We start from the raw sequence: 16971 nt of genomic DNA, 5'->3' as shown, positions 1-16971 counted from the left end.
CCTTCAAGCGCCGTTGGGCACGGCGCGGATACGGCCGTTCTCGTCCAAGGCTACCATCACGAAACGCGCCTCGGTGACCTTGTGCAACTCCTGCGGGTTGCGCTCCTGAGGCAGACGAATCCATACCTCCACGTCGATCTTGATCGAGCTATGGCCGATTTCCTGTACCCGGGTGAAGATATTGACCATGGAGCCCACCCGCACCGGGGAAAGGAAGTCCATGGCTTCGATGGCCACGGTGGCGGTGCGGCCATGGGCCTGTCGGCCTGCGGCCAGTTCCGCCGCCTGATCCATGTGATTGATCAGCCAGCCGCCGGAAATATCGCCGTAAAGATTGGTATCCTGTCGCGAAGCCAGCAGTTTCAGGGTGAGATCGCCCTGAGGCGTGGGGACGTCGTCGAGATCGATCATGGAAACATGCCTTGTTGAAGTTATTGAGCAGGGTGATTGAGCAAATTGCTGCACTGCCATATTAAGGCATAACATCAACGATACCCATTGAATCAATTCAATTTATTCCGGAGGCGCTCGTTTTATGCTCGATGCCTTTACCGCCGTGACCCGCGGCATTCGCCTGGTGTTTCGTCCGGGCCTGCGCCGTTACGTGTTCCTGCCGATCCTGGTCAATCTGCTGGTCTACGGCGGCGGGCTCTACTATGTGCTGGGGCATTTCGGCGGCTGGCTGGATAGCTGGATGGCGGCGGTACCCGGTTGGCTCAACTGGCTGGAATGGCTGATCTGGCCGCTGTTCGTGGCAACGCTGATTCTCATAGTGTTCTTTACCTTTACGCTGATCACTCATCTGATCGCCGCGCCCTTCTACGGCTTTCTTGCCGCCAAGGTGGAAATTCAGGTGACCGGCCGCCCGCCGGCGGACGATCGTGGCCTGCTCAAGACCGGCATCGATGCCATGGGTCGGGAGTTGGTCAAGCTGGCCTATATACTGCCGCGCATGGCGGTGCTCTTCGTGATCGGCTGGATTCCCGCCCTCAATCTGGCAGCGCCCTTCCTGTGGGCGCTGTTTTCCGCCTGGATGATGGCCATCACCTACCTGGATTACCCGATGGACAACAACCAGGTCAGCTTCGCGGAGATGCGCCGGCGACTACGCGCCCGCACCTGGTCGACCCTGACCTTCGGCGGCTGGGTGACCCTCATCACCTGGATTCCCCTGGCCAATATCTTCCTGCTGCCCGGCGCCGTGGCCGGCTCGGTCTTGATGTGGGATAGGCATTATCGCGATGACGCCGTAACGCCGGTGGTGAAGGGATAGCTTGCCAATGAGCAGGCAATCCGTTGCCGAATCAGGCTAACGCAACGGCGGTAAATCCCGGTCAGTCGATAATGAACGGCTCAGGCATCGCTATCCGGCGGGATAAAGGCTTCGCGGTGATAGGCGGCTGCGGCTTCGACCTCCGCGATACCGCAGCTTTCCGGCTGAGGTGGCTCGGCCCCGGCGAGCACCTCCAGCACGGCTTTGACCCCATGCGAGAGCGAGGTCAGGTTGTAGCCGCCTTCGAGAACGAATACCAGCCGGCCATCGCAGTGCTTTCGTGCCAAGGCCTGCAGGATGCCGGTCATCGCGGCGAAGCCTTCGTAGGAGACATTCATCGCCAAGTCGTTCCAGTGAGGGTCGAAGCCCGCGGAGACCAGAATCAGCTCCGGCTCGAACCACTGCGCCGCAGGCACCAGAATGTCTCGAAACGCCTTCAGGTAGGCGGCGTCTCCCGATCCCGCCGGCATGGGAATGTTGACGGTGGTACCTTCCCCGAGCCCCGCGCCGATATCCTCCAGTCGCCCGGAACCCGGGTAGAAGGGTGCCGCGCGGTGGATATCGCAGAACAGCACGTCCGGATCCGCCCAGAAGATGTCCTGGGTACCGTTGCCGTGATGGACGTCCCAGTCGACGATCATCACGCGCCGGTAGCCGAGCGCAGCCTGGGCATGAGCAGCGGCGACGGCCACGTTGTTGAATAGACAGAACCCGCGGGCACGCACCGGCTCCGCATGATGGCCGGGAGGACGCACCAGGGCGAAGGCGCTCTCGGTACGCCCGGCGGCGACCGCTTCGACCGCTGCCACGGCGGTGCCCGCCGCTACCTCCGCCGCCGCGATGCTATCCGGTGATACCGCCGTAGTATCCACATCCAGCCAGGCGCACTTGCCGCGTAATTGGAAGATATCCTCCAGATAGGCGTTGGTATGTACCCGGTTGAGCTGCTCCCGGGTCGCCGCCGAGCCGCTTTCGAAATGCACCCCGGGGATGGGCTCGAGATCCAGCAGCTGCTTGATCGCGGTGAGCCGACCGGGATGCTCCGGGTATTTCCAGGGCCCATTCAGCCCGGCGAGTATCTGGCGCACCCGCTTGTCCATGCGTCCGGGCAGGAAGGAGGCATCCGGGTCCGGCTTGTGGGCCAGCATTCGCTCGTCGTAGAACACGATCACTTGGGTCTTGTCGGCCACGGGATATTCCCCTGTTTATTAACCTGGCAATCAAATAGGTCATCCTGACCTATTTGATTGTCGCCCCCGCCACACTGGCGCAGATGAGTGAATCTGCTGGTGTGACGCGGGCTCGCGCCGACCTACCGGCCGGCGGCGGCACTTCCCTGTGCCGCAATTAACCCGACATAAATGCTTGCCGGGTTAATAATAACCCGTTGAACATGAAAGGTAGTTGAAAGGGAGGTGGTCCCACCATGTCGGCGTTTTCAGATAGTCGGCCACAGGCTCAACGCCAGGCCGGCGAACACCACCAGTCCCGCCCAATAGTTGTTGAGGAAGGCGCGAAAGCAGTGGTCTCGAGAGCGGTCGCGAATCAGCCACTGCTGGTAGACGAAGATCGCTCCCATGGCGGCAAGACCCAGCCAGTAGAAGCCGCCCAGCCACAGACGCGTTCCCGCCCAGGCCAGCAGCGCCAGGGTGGCCAGCTGCAGGATACCGATGATCTGTCTGTCCGCGCGGCCGAACAGCACCGCGGTGGACTTGACGCCGATCTTCAGGTCATCGTCCCGGTCCACCATGGCGTACTGGGTGTCGTAGGCCACGGTCCAGACCAGGTTGGCGGCGAACAGGATCCAGGCCACCGGCGGCACCTCCTCCAGCACCGCGCCGAAGGCCATGGGAATCGACCAGGAAAAGGCCGCCCCCAGAAACAGCTGGGGCAGGTGGGTGTAGCGCTTCATGAAGGGATAGACGCAGGCCAGCAGGATGCCGCCGCTGGACAGCATCACCGTGTAGACGTTGGTCAGGCATACCAGCCCGAACGCCCCCAGCACCAGCAGCACGAAGACGAGCCTGGCCTCGTTCTCGCTGATGCGCCCGGTGGCCAGGGGCCGGTCCTTGGTGCGCTTGACGTGGCCGTCCACTCGACGATCCGCGTAGTCGTTGATCACGCAGCCCGCGGCGCGCATCAGATAGACACCGCCGATGAAGATCAGAAGCAACTCTCGACTGGGCAGGCCGTTCGAGGCGATCCACAGGGCCCATAAAGTCGGCCACATCAGCAGCCAGGTACCGATCGGCCGATCCAGGCGAGTCAGGCGCAAAAAATCCGGCAGTCGGGCCAGTCCGCGGGGGCGCAGCGTCTGTTCCATCGAAATCTCCAGGGCGATTGGGCCTATCCTAGCGCGATGATAATTGGAGTTCATCCGCCATGGCGTCCAGGAAGAATTCCTGCACCAGAATTCTCAGGCGGCGATGCTCGAGTACCGAACGCCGCCCCCAGCAGCCGTCCGCGGCATAGAACGAAGGTGCGTGATGCGTCACCTCGATGGGTCCGCGCTCGAGATCCGGCTGCTGAAACAGCCAACTGCCCAGAGAGCGCTCTCCCAGACGATCGAGCCGCAGGCCGCGAAGCCCGGAAAGCGGTGCCACGGAACGGGCCACCACCCAGGGACGTTCGTCGACACACAGGGCGACTTCCCGACACCAGGCCAGACGCTGCAAGCCGATGCCCAGAGCCAGGGCTTCATCCCGGTAAGGGCGTGCCATGCCCTGGTCAAGCAGCCTGACCCGAAACGGCCTGTCGCCGGCGGCCCGAATCAAGCGAGCGGTCAAGGAATCCTGGGAGGAAATCCAGCGCCACCAGGCGGGGCTCATCGAAGGACGAGCCGCCGGCGCCGGATACCAGTGAAAGATGGCTCGCGAGGAAGAGATTGGTCTGCCAGGCATCCTTGGCTCCGGGTCAATGATAAGCGCGCTAGTGTATCATGCGCTTTCCACCGTCTTGTGTTCGAAAAGCGCCCGTAGGGAGCCTTATGCGTGACCCCTTGATCATTCTCGGCACCGGCATGGCGGGATTGGGCCTGGCCCGTCAGCTGCGCCGTCGAGACCCGCAACGTCCCATCACCCTGATCACCGCGGACAGTGGCGATGACTATTCCAAGCCGCTGCTGTCCACCGGCTTCGCCAAGGGGCTGACGCCGGAGCGGCTGGCCAGCCACTCGGCGCTGGGGGTGGCGGACCAGCTGGATGCGGTAGTGCGAACCCATACCCGGGTTACCGCCATCGATCCCCGGGCTCGGCATATCGAACTCGGCGCCGAAATTCTGCCCTATTCCGATCTGGTGCTGGCTTTGGGGGCCGAGCCCCAGGCGCCTTTTGCCCTTCCCGAGACGCTGACGGACCGTGTTTTCACCATCAATGATCTCGACGACTACCGGGCTTTTTATCGCGCCTTGAATCGTCACAGCGGCTCCGCGCGAGTCGCCATTCTGGGCGCCGGCCTGGTGGGCTGCGAGTACGCTAACGACCTGTGCGGCGGCGGCCATGAAGTCGTCATGATCGCGCCGGAAACCGCGCCTTTGGCGCGCCTGCTGCCGGAGCCGCTGGGCAAGGCGCTGGGCGAGGCGTTCGAGCGAACGGGGATCGAACTGCATACTCGACGTCTTCTCGAACGCATGGAAGCAGGGGGCGACCGGATCGCTGTACATCTCGATGACGGCCAGGTACTCGAGGCGGATCTGGTACTGATGGCCACCGGTCTTGCGCCAAGGACCGGTCTGGCGGCGCGAGCCGGGCTGGAGACAAGCGCGGCGGGCATTCATGTGGATCGCTATCTGCGTACCAGTGCGCCGGGGATTCATGCCCTGGGGGACGTGGCCTGCGTGGCGGGCATCAACGCCATGTACGTGCAGCCGCTGCAGGCCAGCGCCAAGGCATTGGCGGCGACCCTCAGCGGGGAGCCTACGAAGGTCAGCTATGGCCCCTGGCCGATCATCGTCAAGACACCGGCGCTGCCGGTGGTGGCGTTGCCGCCTGCTCAGGAACCGGCGCGCTGGCGTCTGGAAGGGGAGGCGCCGAACATGACCGCTCTGGCGGAAGATGCCCGAGGCAATTTGCTGGGCTTTGCATTGACAGGAGACCGGGTGCGGCGGAAAGTCGAACTGGCGCGAGCATCGCCCGCGTTGCTAGGCTAAAGGCGTCGTATTCGGCGTTTTGCGGCGAATGGTTTCGTGGCACCCTTGTCGCGCGGTGTCTCGAACAGCGCGAATTGAAAAGCAAGTTCGTTATCCAAGGATGTTAGTGACAAAAAGCCAGGGCGGCACTGTCGCCTCATGATAGCCAAATCAGGAGGGCTTCATGCGCAAGCCAGAACTCGCCTCGGCGATCGCCGAGCGTGCTGATCTTACCAAGGACAAGGCTGGCCAGGTGCTCAACGTGATTCTTGATGAAATCACCGACAGCTTGGCCAGGGGGCAGGATGTGGCCTTGATCGGCTTCGGGTCCTTCACCGTGCGTGAGCGCGCGGAACGTAGTGGCAAGAACCCGCAAACCGGAAAAACGATGACCATTCCCGCCAGCAAGACCGTGGCGTTCAAACCCGGCAAAGGACTCAAGGAGGCGGTAGGCAACAAGAAGTAGCCGTCGCCTGGCCGGCTACCGAGGTAGTCGGCCTGTTCGCCATCACGTTTTCGCTCCTTTGTTTTCATTTTCTCTTTTCTTGCCGCCGGGAGCCGTCATGAAGCTTCGTTTAATGCTGTGGGTATTGGGTTTCATGCTCAAGCGGGCGTTCAAGCGCAAGCCACGCTTTCGTGAGCTGCTGGAGCGCTATCGAGGCCTCGACTGGGGAATCGCCACGGAAGATCTCACCATCGCCCGACACTATTGCATGTCGCCTCGGGGTATCGAAACAGCGACCGGATTGCCGGTGGACCTGGACCTGGAACTACGCTTTGCCAATCAGCAGGCGGCCCTGAAAATTCTCAAGAAACCCTCTCAGAAGGCTTTCCTGCGCGGCATGATGAACGATGAAGTCCGCCTGGTGGGCGACTCCTCGGATCTGGAAAAACTGCAGAAATTGCTCGGCGAAATGCGTTAGCCAGAACCTGTTCACGAGCTAGCGAGTTAGCGCCAGACAAGGCAAATTCGGGCGAAAAAGCGCAGTTTACACGCAGTAAATGAGCATTTTGAGAGCGAATTTAACGATGTATGGCCGACACGTAGCAGGTCGTGCATAGGTTCTCACACCTGCCCGTATCGCCCGGCTTCCTCCCCCAGCCAGCGCTCGATCAGCGGCCGGCTGGCCTGGGGTGCTTCTTCCAACAGCGCCTGGGCCAGGGAATGTATCCTGTCGAGCAGATCCTTGTCCCGTTCCAGATCGGCGATCTTCATCTGGGCAAGGCCGGTCTGGCGAGTACCCAGCACTTCGCCGGGGCCGCGCAGTTCCAAGTCCTTCTCGGCGATGCGAAAGCCGTCGGTGGTGTCCCGCATCACCGCCAGGCGTTCTCGGGAGTGGGCGGACAGCGGCGGGTGATAGAGCAGCACGCAGAAACTCTCCGTGGAACCACGTCCCACCCGGCCGCGCAGTTGATGCAGCTGGGAAAGCCCCAGGCGCTCCGGGTTCTCGATGATCATCAGGCTGGCGTTGGGCACGTCGACCCCCACTTCGATCACCGTGGTAGCCACCAGCAGATCCAGCTCGCCGGCCTTGAAGGCGCCCATCACCTCCGCTTTCTCCGCCGCCTTCATGCGTCCGTGCACCAGGCCGATGGCCAGTTCCGGCAGGGCTTCCGTGAGGCTTTCCCGGGTGACCTGAGCCGCCTGGCAGGTCAGCGCCTCGGATTCCTCGATCAGGGTGCACACCCAGTAGGCCTGGCGCCCTTCCGCGCAGGCGCTGCGGATGCGCTCGACCACCTCGGGACGCCGCTCGTCCGGCACCGCCACGGTCTTCACCGGGGTGCGTCCCGGGGGCAGTTCGTCGATGATCGAGACGTCGAGATCCGCGTAGGCGCTCATCGCCAGGGTGCGGGGAATCGGCGTGGCGGTCATTACCAGCTGGTGCGGGGTCAGGCCGCCGGCCTCGCCTTTCTCCCGCAGCGCCAGGCGCTGATGCACGCCGAAGCGGTGCTGTTCGTCGATGATCGCCAGGCCCAGGCGCTGAAAGTGCACGTCCCCCTGAAACAGCGCGTGGGTGCCCACTACCATGCGGGCGCGGCCATCGAGGATGGCTGCCTTGGTGTCCAGCCGCGCCTTGCCCTGGAGCTTGCCGGCGAGCCAGGTCACCTCGACGCCCAGCGGCGTGAACCAGTCTCGGAAGGTGCGAAAATGCTGCTCCGCGAGGATTTCCGTGGGCGCCATCATCGCCGCCTGGCAGCCGCCGGCGATGGCGTCCAGCGCCGCCATGGCCGCCACCACGGTCTTGCCGGAGCCTACGTCTCCCTGCACCAGGCGCAGCATGGGAATCGGACGCTCCAGATCATGGGCGATCTCGTCCAGCACCCGACGCTGGGCGCCGGTCAGGGAAAACGGCAGCTGAGTCAGAAAGCGCGCCTGCAGGCTGCAGCCGGAAGGCAATCGAGGAGCCCCGTCCTGCTGAATGCGCTGGCGCACTTCCCGCAGACTCAGCTGATGCGCCAGCAGTTCTTCCAGCGCCAGCCGCCGCTGAGCAGGATGACGGCCCTCCGCCAGCTGCTCCAGGTTCGCTTCCGGCGGCGGCTGGTGAAGATAGCGCAGCGAACTTTGCAGCTCCGGCAGGCGGAAGCGTTTGCGAAGCGCCTCGGGAATCCAGTCTGGCAGCGCCCTGGGGGCCTCTTCCAGCAGCGTCAGGGCCTGATCGATCAGCGCCCTCAGGCGGGTTTGCGGCAGTCCTTCCGTGGTGGGATAGATCGGGGTGAGATGCTCCTCCACCGGGGTATCGGCTCTGAGCAGACGATACTCCGGATGATAGATCTCGAGGCCGGTGGCCCCGGCCCGGGCCTCGCCGAAGCAGCGTACCGCGGTGCCGGGCTGGAACTGCTGCTGCTGGGCCGGAGAAAAGTGAAAGAAGCGCAGGCTGAGGAGACTCGTGTCATCCTTCAAGCGCACCAGCAGGCTACGCCGGCGCCCCTTGACCACCTCCGCTGCCGCCACCTCGCCTTCCACCACCGCTTCCTGACCGGCACGCAGGGTGGCGATGGGCGTGATTCGCGTGCGGTCCTGATAGCGCAGGGGCAGGTGAAACAGCAGATCGACGACCCGGGCGATACGCAGCCGTGCCAGCTTGGCGCCGAGCGCCTCGCCGACCCCCTTGAGGCTGTCGACGGGTTGGCCAAGGGTATCGTCGCCGGGTTCGCTCATGGCGTATTCATCAAAGGATTGCTATCGAGTTGATGTTCACGACAGGCCTTGATGGCGTCCGTCAGCACGTCGATGGCCTTGGGCCGGGGAAAGCTGGCCCGCCAGGCGATGGCCACGGTACGGGACGGTACCTCCCGAGAGAAGGGGCGGCTGGTCAGGATGCCGTTCTCGTAATGGTTGGTGCCGATGGCGGACTGGGGCAGCACGGTGATGCCAAGTCTTGAGGCCACCATGTGGCGGATGGTCTCCAGGGAACCGCCTTCCGCGGTCAGGGTATTGTCCGGGCTGTTCAGCTTGTCGACGATGGCGGGGCAGGCCTCGAGGATCTGATCCCGAAAGCAGTGGCCTTCGCCGAGCAGCAGCAGGCGCTCCTTGAGCAGATCTTCCTTGTCGATACTCTCCCGTTTGGCCCAAGGATGATCCGCAGGAATCAATACCTCGAAGTCCTCCTTGTAGAGCGCCTTGGTCAGCACATCGGTTTCCGTGAAGGGCAGCGCGACGATGATCACGTCCAGCTCGCCGTTACGCAGCTTGCGCCGCAGCCCGCCGGTCAGCCCCTCCTGGATGTACAGTGACATCTGCGGTGCCCGTCGGGACAGTTCCGGCACCAGGTAGGGAAAAAGATAAGGCCCGATGGTGTAGATCGCGCCGATGCGTATCGGACTGGCCAACTGGTCCTTGCCCGCGTTGGCAAGCTCCTTGATCACGCTGGACTGTTCCAGTACCCGCTGGGCCTGCTCGATGATCCGCTCCCCAAGAGGCGTGACCTGCACCGTGGATTTGGAGCGTTCGAACAGCGCCACCTCGAGCTCGTCCTCGAGTTTCTTGACCGCCACGGAAAGCGTCGGCTGGGAAACGAAGCAGCGCTCGGCGGCCCGGCCGAAATGACGCTCCTGGGCCAAGGTTACGATGTAGCGGAGTTCTGTTAGAGTCATGGTAATGCCTTGGGCATCCTCCGATTTTACGGAAAAGCGGTTTCTAATAGGGATGTTTTATCAAGCGGTGAGGTAAAGGTGAAGAAGACGACTCTGATTATTGGTTGTGGCGATATCGGTACTGTCCTGGGTCAGGTGCTGTTGAAGGCCGGTCATCGGGTGATCGGCGTGCGTCGCCGGGCGGAATCCCTCGAGGGCAGCGGTATCGAACCCCTTTCGCTGGATATACACGAGGAGGGGGCTCTCGCGGCACTGCCGGAGGCGGACATCGTCGTCTACGTGCTCAGCGCCGGTCGCTTCGATGAAGCTGCCTATCGCGCCGCCTACCCGGACGGTCTCAAGGCGGTACTCAAGGAACTGGCGACCCGCAAGACGCCGCCCCGGCGCCTTTTCTTCGTCTCCTCCACCAGCGTCTACGCCCAGCAGGACGGGGAACTGGTGGATGAGCAGAGCCCCGTCGAACCCGGCGGTTTCTCAGGGCAGTTGATGATCGAGGCGGAGCAGGCGCTCTCGAATCAGGAGATTCCCGGTACCGTGGTGCGGTTTTCCGGTATCTATGGCCCCGGTCGCGACCGCCTGATTCGCCAGGTCGGCGAGGGCCGTATTGTCGCCGTCTCGCCGCCGATGTATTCCAATCGCATCCATCGAGACGACTGCGCTGGGGTATTGGCGCACCTGATCGACGCCGCGCTCAAGGATCAGCCCCTGGAATCCCTGTATCTGGCCACGGACTGCGATTCCGCGCCGCTGCATGAGGTAATGCAGTGGATCGCCGGCAAGCTCAAGGTAGAGGCTACGGAGGTGATCCAGTCACCGCTGCGAAAGCGCGCCAGCAAGCGCTGCAATAACGCCCGGCTGCTGGCCAGCGGCTATCGCTTTCACTATCCGAGCTATCGGGAAGGTTACGCTCAGGTACTCGAGGAAGGCGGCTTTCTGACCCCGCAGAAGGCCTGAACGCGCTTCTTGAAATGGGCCGGTGGCGAGGGTGGCGCCACCGGTTCGACGCAGCGGATAACCGCTATCAATCGCCGAGGATCATCACCGCCTCCGCTTCTACCTGACTGCCCTTGGGCAGTGCCTTGACACCGACGGCGGCGCGGGCCGGGAAGGGTGCGCTGAAGAATTCTTCCATGACCTGGTTGACGATGGCGAATTGCGCCAGGTCGACCAGGTACAGGTTGAGCTTGACGATATCCTTCAACGAACCGGAGGCTTCCTCGCAGACCGCGCTGAGATTCTTGAACACCTGGCGGGCCTGGGTCTCGAAGTCCTCGGACACCAGTTCCATGGTGCCCGGATCCAGGGGGATCTGCCCGGAGAAATACACCGTATTGCCGGCCTTGATGGCTTGAGAATAGGGACCGATGGCGGCGGGAGCCTTGTCGGTATTGATCACGGCTTTGTTGCTCATGAAGCATCTCCTTGAGTGATGCAGGTTGGGAAGCAATCACATAGCGTCAGTTACGCACCCGCGAGATGCGCCCGACGTTATGCAGGTTGCGCATGCGCTTGATGATGCGCGCCAGATGTACCCGGTCGCGCACGGCGAGGATCAGGTTGATGATGGAGAGTCGCGCGTCTCGCTCCTCGATGCCGATACGCTCGATATTGGCGCCGGCATCCGTTACCAGACTGGCGATTTCCGCCACCAGCCCGCGTCGGCTTTCCATTTCGATACGCAGTCCCACCGGGAAATCCCCTTGGATGTTCGGCGACCACTGCAGCGCCACAAGTTTCTCCGGCTCGTCCCGGAGTTCCGCCAGATTGCGGCAGTCCGCCCGGTGCACGACGATCCCCTTGCCCATGGAAAGATGGCCGATCACCGAGTCCCCGGGCAGGGGGTGGCAGCAGCGGGCGAAGTTGATCACCATGCCCTCGGCGCCGCTGATCACTACCGGGTCGTTGCTGTGGCTGACCGTATCGAGATGATGCCCGGGCAGCATGTCCACCAGCCGCCGGGCAACCCCGTAACCCAGCCGTGTGCCCAGGCCGATGGATTCCAGCAGTTCGTCTTCGCGCTTGTAGCCGAACTCTTCCAACAGGGGCCGAAGATGCCCCCGGGGAAAGGCGTCGAGACTGGTATCGAAATCCGCCAGCGCCTTGTCGAGCAGCCGGCGGCCAAGGGTCACGGATTCAAGCTGTTTCTGATGCTTCAAGGCGTGGCGAATCGCCGAGCGCGCCTTGGCGGTGATCACGAAGGATAGCCAGTGGGTGCTGGGCTTGGCACCCGGGGCGGTGATGATCTCTACGGTCTGGCCGCTTTCCAGGCGAGTCGACAGCGGCGCCAAGTGGCGATCGATACGACAGGCGATACAGCTGTTGCCGATATCCGTATGCACGCTGTAGGCGAAATCGATCACCGTGGCGCCCTGAGGCAGTTCCATGATGTCGCCTCGAGGGGTGAATATGTAGACATCGTCTGGGAACAGGTCGTTCTTGACGTGTTCGATGAATTCCAGGGAATCTCCGGCCCGGCGCTGCATTTCCAGCAGACCGCGCACCCACTCCCGTGCTCGTGCATGACTGCCGGCGGCGATGGGGCGTTCCGTCTGGCCGGCCTTGTAGAGCCAGTGGGCAGCGATACCATTTTCCGCCATGGCCTCCATTTCCCGGGTGCGAATCTGCACCTCGATGGGCATGCCGCCGACCCCGAACAGGGTGGTGTGCAGGCTCTGGTAACCGTTGGCCTTGGGAATGGCGATATAGTCCTTGAAACGCCCGGGCACCGGCTTGTAGAGATTGTGCACCGCGCCGAGAATGCGATAGCAACTGTCGACGCTGTCCGTGGTGATACGAAAGCCGAACACGTCCATGATTTCCGCGAACGGCTTCTGCTGGTCGCGCATCTTGCGATAGATCGACAGCAGGTGCTTCTGTCGTCCGCTGACGGTACCCGGCAGCTCCTCGTCGTCCAGGCACTTCTGCAGGGCGCGCTGAATCTGCTGGATGGCGGAGCGACGATGCCCGCGAGCCTTGCTGACCGCGCGCTTGATGCGTTCGGCGCGCATGGGATAGATCGCCTGGAAGGACAGGTCCTCGAGCTCCACGCGGATGGTATTGATACCCAGCCGCCCGGCGATGCGGGCGTAGATTTCCAGGGTTTCCCGGGCGATGCGGCGTTTCTTGTCCGGGCGCAGGGCGCCCAGGGTGCGCATGTTGTGCAGGCGATCGGCGAGCTTGACGATGATCACCCGGATATCCTGGGACATCGCCAGCACCATCTTCTGAAAGTTTTCCGCCTGGGCCACCGCCTTGTCTTCGAAAGTGATCTGGGTCAGCTTCGAGACGCCGTCCACCAATACCGCCACGGATTCGCCGAACTGCTCCGTCAGGGCGGCCTTGGAAATGCCGGTATCCTCGATCACGTCGTGCAACATGGCCGCCATCAGGCTTTCGTGATCCATGTGCATGTTGGCGAGGATGTTGGCTACCGCCAGGGGATGGGTGACATAGGGCTCGCCGGAGCGGCGACGCTGACCGTCGTGGGCCTGTTCCGCATAATAGAAGGCGCGCTTGACCTGCTGAATCTCATGCCGGGGAAGGTAGCTGTCGAGACGATCGGCCAGGTCATCGATGGTGAACATTGCGCGCGCCTGTGTTACCAGGAAAAACGGATGCGTTGGAAAATTTTTATTCCTCGCTGAATTCGATGATCGGCGGACGCTGACGCACCGGGGCTTCGACGGGTTCGTCGAGCACGCTTTCATCGATCTTTCCCGCGGCGATCTCGCGCAGTGCCATCACGGTGGGCTTGTCGTTTTCCCAGGGAAGCAGCGCGTCCCGGGAGCCGCGGGCCAGTTGCCGGGCGCGCTGGGTGGAAATCATCACCAGCTTGAAACGATTCTCGACATGCTCCAGACAGTCTTCGACGGTAACTCGCGCCATGGGACAGGTACCTTATTTAGCAGCAATGGGTGACAGAATGCGGATTGCGACACTGCCGACAGGACCAGAACAAACGCCAGAAAGGGGTTTCGCTGCAGCGCGCAATAAACCAGTCTACTTGAGGCGCTCGTCTTGTGACAAGAGTGCGCCAATCAGCCCCGCGTGATGTTCGCGTACCCGACTCAGGCGGCAGCGAGCGGCGCGCACCAGGCCTTCCAGGTCCGCCAGGGCGGTGGCGAAATCGTCGTTGATGATCACCTGCTCGTATTCGTCGAAATGCGACATCTCGCTGATCGCATCCCGCATGCGCCGCTGGATGATCGCCGCGTCGTCCGTGCCGCGCTCGATCAGCCTTTCCTGCAGCGCTTCCCGTGACGGCGGCAGGATGAAGATCGAGATCGCCTCCGGCATCTGATCCCGCGCCTGGCGCGCCCCCTGCCAGTCGATTTCCAGGATCACGTCCTGACCCGCGGCCAGCAGCGCCTGAACCGCCGGGCGCGAGGTGCCGTAATAGTGATCGAAGACCCTGGCGTATTCGAAGAAATCGCCGCGTTCTATCAGGTGCTCGAAGGTCTCGATGGAGACGAAGTGATAGTTGACCCCGTCCTGTTCGCCGGGACGCTGCCGGCGGGTGGTATGGGACACCGAGACCTGGATATCGTCGAGTCGCTCGAGAAGCGCGCGCACCAGGCTGGTCTTGCCGGCCCCGGAAGGGGCGGAAACGATGAAAAGGGTTCCTTGGGACATAGCCGGGCCGTCGGTTGAAGGGGATGGAAAGGGAGGCGTAGTATCGCATAACTCCCGGCAGGGCTCATCTTGCCTGGATGTGCCGGCGGTCATGCAGCCTGAAGCCGTGCCGAATTCAGCGCCACAAGGATGTCGTCATGTCCGATCCTCGCTCGCCCTGGGCCTTCGCCGTTGTCGCCTTCACCTTTCTGATCACCATGCTGGGCACCACCATGCCCACGCCGCTGTATCCGCTTTACCAGCAGCAGTACGGGTTTTCACAGCTGATCATCACCGTCATCTTCGCGGTCTACGCGGTGGGGGTGATGGGCGCCTTGATCATCACCGGGCGTTGGTCGGATGAGCTTGGCCGCAAGCCCTTGCTGTTTGCCGGCCTGGCGGCGGCGGCAATCAGCGACGTGCTGTTCTGGATCAGCGACGGCTTGAGCGGACTGCTGATCGCCCGGCTGGTTTCCGGCGTTTCCGCAGGGATCTTCACCGCCACGGCAACGGTGGCGGTCATGGAACTGGCGCCGAAAGCCCGGCGACAGCTTGCGGCCTTTATCGCGACCGCAGTGAACATGGGCGGACTCGGGCTGGGTCCCGTGACGGCGGGGCTGCTGGTGGAATACCTGCCCTGGCCGCTGCATCTGACCTACGCGGTACATTTCCTGCTGTGCCTGCTGGCGGTCTTGGCCTTCTTCAAAGTACCGGAAAGCGTCGAGCGTCCGGACAAGCCGAGACTGCGTCTGCAGCGTCTGTATGTTCCTCCAGAAGTGCGCGGTATCTTTCTGCCCGCGGCGATCGCCGGTTTCGCCGGATTTTCCATGTTGGGCTTCTTCACCGCCACGGCGCCTGCCTTCATGAAAGAGGTGCTGGGTTACGACAATCTGGCGTTGAGCGGGCTGGTAGCAGGCAGCGTGTTCTTCGCCTCGACCCTGGGGCAGCTTTTGCAGGATCGCCTCCCGCAATCCCGGCGTTTGCCGCTGGGCTGTCTGGGAGTAATCTTCGGCGCTGTCCTGGTGGGCAGCGGTGTCGGCTGGGCATCCCTGACAATCTTCCTGAGCGGCGCCCTGGTCGCCGGGCTCGGTCACGGCGTCGCCTTTCGCGCCGGGCTCGGCGCCATCGCCCAGGCCAGCCCCGTCAACCAGCGCGCCTCGGTCACCTCGAGCTTCTTTATCGTCAGCTATATCGCGCTGTCCATTCCGGTATTGGGGATCGGTCTGGTCTCGCGGCTGATCGGTCTTGCGCCCACCGGGGTGGGGTTCGCCGGCTTTGTCGCGCTGACCGGGATAGTAGCGTTGCTGGCGCTGTTGAAGGTGAGAAAGACCGGCTGAACTGATTCGGGCAGGCCGCATTTCTGTTATGCTGTTCGGCTGCCATCGTGCTTCCCATTCGTTCGTCAGGCCCGTTCTGCCTCGCTTATCCTATCGCCGTCTTCTTTTTCTCAGGTTCGCTTTCGTGACTGATTCCGTTTCTACCGGCGGTTTTACCGCCTTGCCGCTGGCGCCCGCGCTGCTGGACAATCTGGCCTCTCTGGGCTATCACGCCATGACGCCGATCCAGGCGGAGAGCCTGCCGGGCATACTGGCGGGGCGGGATCTGCTGGCCCAGGCGAAAACCGGCTCCGGCAAGACCGCCGCCTTTGGCCTGGGGGTGCTGTCTCGTATTAAGATGGCGAATTCTCGTCCGCAAGCGCTGATCCTGTGCCCGACCCGGGAGCTGGCGGATCAGGTCGCCGGCGAGCTCAGGCGCCTGGCGCGCTCCATGGCCAATCTCAAGGTGCTCACTCTCTGCGGCGGAGCGCCTCTCGTCCCCCAGTTGAATTCCCTGGCCCACGGCGCGCATGTGATCGTCGGTACCCCGGGCCGGATAGAGGAGCATCTGCGAAAGGGCTCCCTGGATCTCGCCGATCTCACGGTGCTGGTACTGGACGAGGCGGATCGGATGCTCGATATGGGCTTTCAGGCGTCACTGGAATCGATTGTCGCCCGGACGCCGAAATCGCGACAGACGCTCATGTTCAGCGCGACCTACAGCGAGCCGGTTCGTTTGATCGCCGAGGGCTTGCTGCGCGACCCTCTCGATGTGCGGGTGGACGCCAGTCACGACCCGGCGAGCATTCGCCAGCACTTCTATCGGATCGACGACGAATCGGCGCGGTTCGAGGCGCTGCGGCTACTGCTGCTGGCGTATCGTCCGGTATCCAGCGTGGTGTTCTGCAACACCAGGCGCGAAACTCGCGAGGTGGCACAAGCGCTGGCGGACCGTGGCTTCAGTGCGCTTGCCCTGCACGGCGATCTCGAGCAGCGCGACCGAGAGCAGGTCTTGCTGATGTTCGCCAATCAGAGCGTTTCGATTCTGGTTGCCACGGACGTAGCCGCGCGGGGGCTGGATATCGACGCCCTGGAAGTGGTATTCAACTACCGTATTCCTCGGGAACTAGAGGTGCACGTGCATCGGGTCGGGCGTACCGGTCGCGCGGGTGCCACGGGAATCGCCTGTACCCTGGTAGCCGAGAAGGACGACTATCGCCTGGCGCGACTGAGTGAGTTGCTCGAGCAGCCGCTGGCCTGCCAGCGGCTACCGGCGGCGAACGACCTGGAACGCGAGCCTTTCCTGCCGCCCAAGGCGACGCTTCAGATAGAGGGCGGCAGGAATCGCAAGATACGCCCCGGCGATATTCTTGGCGCCTTGACCGGCGAGGCGGGCATCGAAGGTAGCCGAGTCGGCAAGATCAAGGTGTCGGAACGTAGCGCCTATGTGGCGATCGATCGGGAGTTGGCCAAGGCGGCTCTCGAGAAACTACGTATCGGAAAAATAAAAGGCCGTTCGCTTCGCGTGCGACGTATCGGGCCCTGAATTC

At 62.8% G+C, this 16971-nt stretch carries 17 protein-coding genes; 7 read left to right on the top strand and 10 right to left on the bottom strand.

Translation table 11 applies throughout. The annotated features are described in order from the left end of the window. Window positions 1–3: 3 nt before the first annotated feature. A complete protein-coding gene (locus FGL86_RS04030; protein ID WP_147183389.1) occupies window positions 4–411 on the bottom strand; it encodes an acyl-CoA thioesterase in 408 nt (135 codons plus the stop codon). 124 nt (window positions 412–535) lie between these two features. Here FGL86_RS04030 and cysZ point away from each other — a divergent pair, with 124 nt between their 5' ends. Continuing rightward, complete coding sequence (gene cysZ, locus FGL86_RS04025; protein WP_147183388.1) at window positions 536–1273, top strand: sulfate transporter CysZ; 738 nt, start codon at window positions 536–538, stop codon at window positions 1271–1273. A gap of 80 nt (window positions 1274–1353) precedes the next feature. Here the strand turns inward: cysZ and FGL86_RS04020 are convergent, their stop codons facing one another. The 3 genes from FGL86_RS04020 to FGL86_RS04010 form a co-directional block, all read right to left on the bottom strand. After that, the gene (locus tag FGL86_RS04020; RefSeq protein WP_246131725.1) at window positions 1354–2463 is read right to left on the bottom strand and encodes a histone deacetylase family protein; all 1110 of its coding nucleotides are present in this window, start codon (window positions 2461–2463) and stop codon (window positions 1354–1356) included. Between the two features lie 248 nt (window positions 2464–2711). Then, window positions 2712–3596 (bottom strand): 4-hydroxybenzoate octaprenyltransferase, encoded by an 885-nt coding sequence (gene ubiA / locus FGL86_RS04015; protein WP_147183387.1) that lies wholly within the window; start codon window positions 3594–3596, stop codon window positions 2712–2714. A 28-nt stretch (window positions 3597–3624) separates the two neighbouring features. Further along, window positions 3625–4173, bottom strand: coding sequence for a chorismate--pyruvate lyase family protein (locus FGL86_RS04010; protein WP_246131724.1), 549 nt, complete (start codon window positions 4171–4173; stop codon window positions 3625–3627). A gap of 86 nt (window positions 4174–4259) precedes the next feature. Here FGL86_RS04010 and FGL86_RS04005 point away from each other — a divergent pair, with 86 nt between their 5' ends. From FGL86_RS04005 to FGL86_RS03995, 3 genes are all read left to right on the top strand, one after another. Continuing rightward, the gene (locus FGL86_RS04005) at window positions 4260–5420 is read left to right on the top strand and encodes an NAD(P)/FAD-dependent oxidoreductase (protein ID WP_147183386.1); all 1161 of its coding nucleotides are present in this window, start codon (window positions 4260–4262) and stop codon (window positions 5418–5420) included. Window positions 5421–5583: 163 nt separating this feature from the next. Beyond that, entirely contained in the window at window positions 5584–5865 is a 282-nt protein-coding gene (locus FGL86_RS04000) for an HU family DNA-binding protein (protein WP_147183385.1), read from the top strand. Window positions 5866–5962: 97 nt separating this feature from the next. Continuing rightward, entirely contained in the window at window positions 5963–6322 is a 360-nt protein-coding gene (locus FGL86_RS03995) for a hypothetical protein (protein WP_147183384.1), read from the top strand. A gap of 143 nt (window positions 6323–6465) precedes the next feature. Here FGL86_RS03995 and recG read toward each other — a convergent pair whose 3' ends face one another. Then, window positions 6466–8559 carry an ATP-dependent DNA helicase RecG gene (recG, locus tag FGL86_RS03990; RefSeq protein WP_147183383.1) on the bottom strand — a complete coding sequence of 698 codons (2094 nt, stop codon included), beginning with the start codon at window positions 8557–8559 and terminating at the stop codon, window positions 6466–6468. Then, complete coding sequence (locus tag FGL86_RS03985; protein ID WP_147183382.1) at window positions 8556–9494, bottom strand: hydrogen peroxide-inducible genes activator; 939 nt, start codon at window positions 9492–9494, stop codon at window positions 8556–8558. Before FGL86_RS03985 ends, recG begins: the two co-directional genes overlap by 4 nt. A gap of 78 nt (window positions 9495–9572) precedes the next feature. Here FGL86_RS03985 and FGL86_RS03980 point away from each other — a divergent pair, with 78 nt between their 5' ends. Continuing rightward, window positions 9573–10448: an SDR family oxidoreductase gene (locus FGL86_RS03980; protein ID WP_147183381.1), complete on the top strand. Its 876-nt coding sequence runs from the start codon at window positions 9573–9575 to the stop codon at window positions 10446–10448. 67 nt (window positions 10449–10515) lie between these two features. Here FGL86_RS03980 and FGL86_RS03975 read toward each other — a convergent pair whose 3' ends face one another. The 4 genes from FGL86_RS03975 to gmk all read right to left on the bottom strand — a co-directional run bounded on the left by FGL86_RS03975 (window position 10516) and on the right by gmk (window position 14126). After that, on the bottom strand, window positions 10516–10905 hold the full coding sequence (locus tag FGL86_RS03975; RefSeq protein ID WP_147183380.1) for a RidA family protein: 390 nt from the start codon (window positions 10903–10905) through the stop codon (window positions 10516–10518). A 46-nt stretch (window positions 10906–10951) separates the two neighbouring features. Further along, entirely contained in the window at window positions 10952–13078 is a 2127-nt protein-coding gene (locus tag FGL86_RS03970) for a RelA/SpoT family protein (protein ID WP_147183379.1), read from the bottom strand. Between the two features lie 46 nt (window positions 13079–13124). After that, a complete protein-coding gene (gene rpoZ, locus FGL86_RS03965; protein WP_147183378.1) occupies window positions 13125–13379 on the bottom strand; it encodes a DNA-directed RNA polymerase subunit omega in 255 nt (84 codons plus the stop codon). Window positions 13380–13493: 114 nt separating this feature from the next. Continuing rightward, window positions 13494–14126: a guanylate kinase gene (gene gmk, locus FGL86_RS03960; protein ID WP_147183377.1), complete on the bottom strand. Its 633-nt coding sequence runs from the start codon at window positions 14124–14126 to the stop codon at window positions 13494–13496. A gap of 137 nt (window positions 14127–14263) precedes the next feature. Between gmk and FGL86_RS03955 the strand changes: the two genes are divergently transcribed. Then, entirely contained in the window at window positions 14264–15442 is a 1179-nt protein-coding gene (locus FGL86_RS03955; RefSeq protein WP_147183376.1) for an MFS transporter, read from the top strand. A gap of 124 nt (window positions 15443–15566) precedes the next feature. After that, a complete protein-coding gene (dbpA, locus tag FGL86_RS03950; RefSeq protein WP_246131723.1) occupies window positions 15567–16967 on the top strand; it encodes an ATP-dependent RNA helicase DbpA in 1401 nt (466 codons plus the stop codon). Window positions 16968–16971: the final 4 nt, after the last annotated feature.

The sequence above is a fragment of the Pistricoccus aurantiacus genome, assembly GCF_007954585.1.
In the GTDB taxonomy this organism is placed as follows: Bacteria; Pseudomonadota; Gammaproteobacteria; order Pseudomonadales; family Halomonadaceae; genus Pistricoccus; species Pistricoccus aurantiacus.
This window is presented reverse-complemented; position numbering and strand designations above follow the sequence as displayed.

Excerpts from the sequence above, each read along its gene's own strand:
- ubiA (WP_147183387.1), bottom strand. The coding sequence starts at position 3,596 with ATGGAACAGACGCTGCGCCCCCGCGGACTGGCCCGACTGCCGGATTTT.
- FGL86_RS03975 (WP_147183380.1), bottom strand. The coding sequence starts at position 10,905 with ATGAGCAACAAAGCCGTGATCAATACCGACAAGGCTCCCGCCGCCATC.
- FGL86_RS04010 (WP_246131724.1), bottom strand. The coding sequence starts at position 4,173 with ATGCCTGGCAGACCAATCTCTTCCTCGCGAGCCATCTTTCACTGGTAT.
- recG (WP_147183383.1), bottom strand. The coding sequence starts at position 8,559 with ATGAGCGAACCCGGCGACGATACCCTTGGCCAACCCGTCGACAGCCTC.
- cysZ (WP_147183388.1), top strand. The coding sequence starts at position 536 with ATGCTCGATGCCTTTACCGCCGTGACCCGCGGCATTCGCCTGGTGTTT.
- FGL86_RS04005 (WP_147183386.1), top strand. The coding sequence starts at position 4,260 with ATGCGTGACCCCTTGATCATTCTCGGCACCGGCATGGCGGGATTGGGC.
- FGL86_RS03995 (WP_147183384.1), top strand. The coding sequence starts at position 5,963 with ATGAAGCTTCGTTTAATGCTGTGGGTATTGGGTTTCATGCTCAAGCGG.
- FGL86_RS04000 (WP_147183385.1), top strand. The coding sequence starts at position 5,584 with ATGCGCAAGCCAGAACTCGCCTCGGCGATCGCCGAGCGTGCTGATCTT.
- FGL86_RS03985 (WP_147183382.1), bottom strand. The coding sequence starts at position 9,494 with ATGACTCTAACAGAACTCCGCTACATCGTAACCTTGGCCCAGGAGCGT.
- FGL86_RS03970 (WP_147183379.1), bottom strand. The coding sequence starts at position 13,078 with ATGTTCACCATCGATGACCTGGCCGATCGTCTCGACAGCTACCTTCCC.
- FGL86_RS03955 (WP_147183376.1), top strand. The coding sequence starts at position 14,264 with ATGTCCGATCCTCGCTCGCCCTGGGCCTTCGCCGTTGTCGCCTTCACC.
- FGL86_RS04030 (WP_147183389.1), bottom strand. The coding sequence starts at position 411 with ATGATCGATCTCGACGACGTCCCCACGCCTCAGGGCGATCTCACCCTG.
- rpoZ (WP_147183378.1), bottom strand. The coding sequence starts at position 13,379 with ATGGCGCGAGTTACCGTCGAAGACTGTCTGGAGCATGTCGAGAATCGT.
- gmk (WP_147183377.1), bottom strand. The coding sequence starts at position 14,126 with ATGTCCCAAGGAACCCTTTTCATCGTTTCCGCCCCTTCCGGGGCCGGC.